Source organism: Lactobacillus nasalidis (genome assembly GCF_016587775.1).
In the GTDB taxonomy this organism is placed as follows: Bacteria; Bacillota; Bacilli; order Lactobacillales; family Lactobacillaceae; genus Lactobacillus; species Lactobacillus nasalidis.
Genome location: NZ_BOCG01000459.1, coordinates 1 through 3,302, shown reverse-complemented (window position 1 = coordinate 3,302; position 3,302 = coordinate 1). Strand labels below are relative to the sequence as shown.

At 57.6% G+C, this 3,302-nt stretch carries 5 protein-coding genes; all 5 read right to left on the bottom strand.

What is annotated here, in order from left to right:
• A partial coding sequence (locus lacNas_RS08780) for a beta-ketoacyl synthase N-terminal-like domain-containing protein (RefSeq protein WP_201346781.1) occupies positions 1 to 864 on the bottom strand: 864 nt, incomplete at its 3' end.
• Positions 865 to 872: 8 nt separating this feature from the next.
• Positions 873 to 1,595, bottom strand: coding sequence for a 3-oxoacyl-ACP reductase family protein (locus tag lacNas_RS08775; protein ID WP_201330586.1), 723 nt, complete (start codon positions 1,593 to 1,595; stop codon positions 873 to 875).
• Positions 1,579 to 2,523 carry an ACP S-malonyltransferase gene (locus tag lacNas_RS08770; protein ID WP_201330585.1) on the bottom strand — a complete coding sequence of 315 codons (945 nt, stop codon included), beginning with the start codon at positions 2,521 to 2,523 and terminating at the stop codon, positions 1,579 to 1,581. The genes lacNas_RS08775 and lacNas_RS08770 overlap by 17 nt, the downstream gene beginning before the upstream one ends.
• A gap of 3 nt (positions 2,524 to 2,526) precedes the next feature.
• Entirely contained in the window at positions 2,527 to 2,772 is a 246-nt protein-coding gene (locus lacNas_RS08765) for an acyl carrier protein (protein WP_201330584.1), read from the bottom strand.
• 35 nt (positions 2,773 to 2,807) lie between these two features.
• Positions 2,808 to 3,302, bottom strand: a 495-nt coding sequence (locus lacNas_RS08760; RefSeq protein WP_280515440.1) for a 3-oxoacyl-[acyl-carrier-protein] synthase III C-terminal domain-containing protein, incomplete at its 5' end; no start/stop codon positions are given.

Sequence of the window (3,302 nt, the reverse complement as noted above, 5' to 3'; positions counted from 1 at the left end):
CCCGGCTTCTGCAACGGCCAGCTGCATTGCCCGGGCTGCTCCTGCCCCAGTCGGGTCGGGACTGGTGATGTGGTAGGCGTCACTGGTGGCGCCGTAGCCGACGATTTCCGCGAGGATCTTCGCGCCCCGCTTTTGCGCGTGCTCCAGGCTTTCCAGGATCATGGCCCCGGCGCCTTCGCCGAGCACGAAGCCGTGCCGGCTTTCGTCAAACGGCAGGGATGCCCGCAGCGGATCAGTGCTGGTCGACAGAGCCGTCAGCGCGGCAAAACCGGAAATCGCGGTTTCGTTGACGCTGGCCTCGCTGCCGCCGGCGATCATCACTTGTGCCCGGCCTTCCTTGATCTGCCGGTAGGCTTCGCCAATGGAGTTGGTCCCGGTAGCACACGCGGTGACTACTGAAGTCGAGATGTTTTTGGCATTGAAGCGGATGGATATATTGCCGGCCGCCATGTTGGCGATGGCCATCGGGATAAAGAAGGGAGAAACCCGCTTGGCCCCTTTGTCATGCATCTTGATGACCTGCTCTTCAATCGTGGTCAAACCGCCGATCCCTGAGCCAAAAATCACGCCCAGTTCTTCCGGTTCAACCGCCTCAGCGCTCAAGCCCGCCATATCATAAGCTTCCTGGCAGGCCTGGACGGCATACTGTGAGTACAGATCCATCCGTTTGCCGTTTTTCTTGCCGACAACCTGGCTGACGTCAAAGTCATCGATTTCGCCGGCCACGCTGATCCCGGTGTCAGTGGCATCGAATTTGCTGATCGGCTTGATGCCGACCACGCCCTGCAAACTGTTTTCAACAAAGGCCTGGTAACCATTGCCGTTCGGGCTAACAGCCCCCATGCCTGTAACTACTACTCGCATATCGTCTCCTAAATGGTCATTCCCCCGTCAACGACGATGGTCTGACCGGTAACATAGTCATTTTCAGCTAAGAAAACGGCTGCTTGCGCTACTTCACCGGCTTGGCCGAAACGGGCCAAAGGAATCTGCTTTAAGGCGGCTTCCTTGACTTCATCAGCCAAGACCGCGGTCATTTCACTGGCAATCATCCCCGGCGCGATTGCGTTCACTCTGACGCCTCTTTGGGCGGCTTCCTTGGCCGCTGTCTGGGTCAAGGCTATCACGCCGGCTTTGGAAGCGGCATAGTTGGCCTGACCGGCATTGCCATGCTGGCCAACGACGCTGGCCATGTTGATGATGACCCCGGACCGCTTCTTGAGCATCTTCTTTAGGGCCTTTTGCAGCACCATGAAGCTGCCCCGCAGGTTGACCCGGATGACTTGATCAAAATCGGCCAGCTTCATGCCGATCAAGATTTGGTCACGGGTGATGCCGGCGTTGTTGACCACGATGTCAACGTCGCCGACCTCCTTGAAAAGCTGCTTGACCGCGGCTTCATCACTGACATCAGCGGAAAAATACTGGAATTTTGCGCCGCTTTCTTCCAGCTCTTTCGCCAGCGCGGCCGGCAATTCTGGCCGGCGGCCGTTCAAGAGAACCTGGCAGCCCCGCTTGGCAAAAGCCAAGGCAGTCGCGGCGCCGATTCCTTGAGTCGAGCCGGTGATCAAAACCCGTTTATTCTTCAAATCCATTTTGGTAATCCTCTACAAACTGCTGATATTCCTCCAGGCTGCCGATCTGCCAGCCCTGCAGCTTCCGGTCGGTCTGCTTGGCAAAGGACGACAGCGCATGGCCCGGACCAATCTCCAGGCTGGCCGTCATTCCCCTGTTTAAAAGCTCTTGAACGCAGGCGGCAAAATGCGTCGGCTGCATCAGCTGCACTTCCAGGATTTCCGCCAGCTTTTCCTGGCTGAAGGCCTGCTTGGTCGTATTGCTGATGACCGGATGCTTGCCGCTGGCAAAGGGCTCGCCTTGCAAGCGCTCGTGCATTTTGCGGCTGGCTTCTTGGTAAAGGGGGGTGTGAAAGGCGCCGGCAACCGGCAAGGAAATTGCTCTCTTCGCCAGCTGCAAACTGGTGATTTCCTGGCTGATTTCTGGCAGCTCTGCCTGCACCCCGGCCAAAACGACCTGCTTGGGTGAATTGTAGTTGGCCAGATATACCCGGCTGCCCGCTTCCTGCTTTTGCCGCAGGAATTCTTCCAGTTCCGGCAGCTTCGGCTTGACCAGCGCCAGCATGCCGCTGGCAACTTTTTCTGAATCAAGCTGCATGTACTCGCCCCGGTCTTTGACCAGTTCAAGGCCGCTGGGCCAGGACAAGTATCCGCTGGCCAGCAAGGCCCCGTATTCGCCCAAAGACAAGCCGGCCATGCCGCAAATTGGTAAATCGGTGTCGCGTTCAAGCAGGCGCCAGACGCCGTATTCAAAAGCTACCAAGGCCGGCTGCACGTAGCGGGTCTCATCCAGCTCGCCTTGCCGGTTTTGCCAGATCGCGGGCAAATCAAGCCCGCAGGCTTGACTGGCCTGGTCAGTCGTTTCCTTAAACAGGGGATCGGCCAGAAAGTCCAGCCCCATGCCGGCGGTCTGCGCGCCCTGCCCGCTGAAAAGAATTCCGAACTTCATGCTCTAGTCCTTTGCGGCCAGCTGCTTTTGCACCAGGGCAACCACGTCAGCCACCGTCTGCGTGCTTTCGTCAGCGTCCAGTTCGATGTCGTACTGGTCTTCCAGTTCGTTGACGATTTCAAACAAGTCCAGGCTGTCGGCTTCCAGGTCGTCTTTGATGTTGGCGTCCATGGTCACTTGGTCTTCTTCAACGTCCAGTTCTTCAACGGCGATCTTCTTTACTGCTTCAAAAATTTCTGCTTCTGACATTTGTATTCTCCTTGAAAAAATCTATCTTGCTTTTTTTACAATCTGACAATCATGGCGGCAGCCGTCAGGCCGCCCCCAAAGCCAGCCAAAACGAGCAAATCGCCGGGTTTGACTTTGCCCTGCTCCACCTGTTCAGCCAGCAAAATCGCTTCGCTGGCCGCGGAGGTGTTGCCATATTCGGCAATGTTGCAGGGAAACTTCTCTTCCGGCAGGCCCAGCCGCTTGGCAACCTGCTTGATGATGCGGTAGTTGGCCTGGTGCAAGAGGAAGTGGTCGATCTCGCCGAGTTCCAGCCCGCTGGCCGCGCAGCAGGATTCGATCAGCTCCGGCACCTTGTGCGTGGCAAACTTGTAAACCTCGCGCCCGTTCATCCTGAAAGGCGTCAGGCCCGTGACCGGTCCTGGAAACGGCGCCGTTTCTGTCCGGCCGGCCGACAGGAAGTGGCCCAGCTCGCCGTAGCTTTTAAGCTGCGTCATCAAAAAGCGCGGTTCAGCCGCGTCTTTTTTGAGCAGGACTCCGCCGGCTCCGTC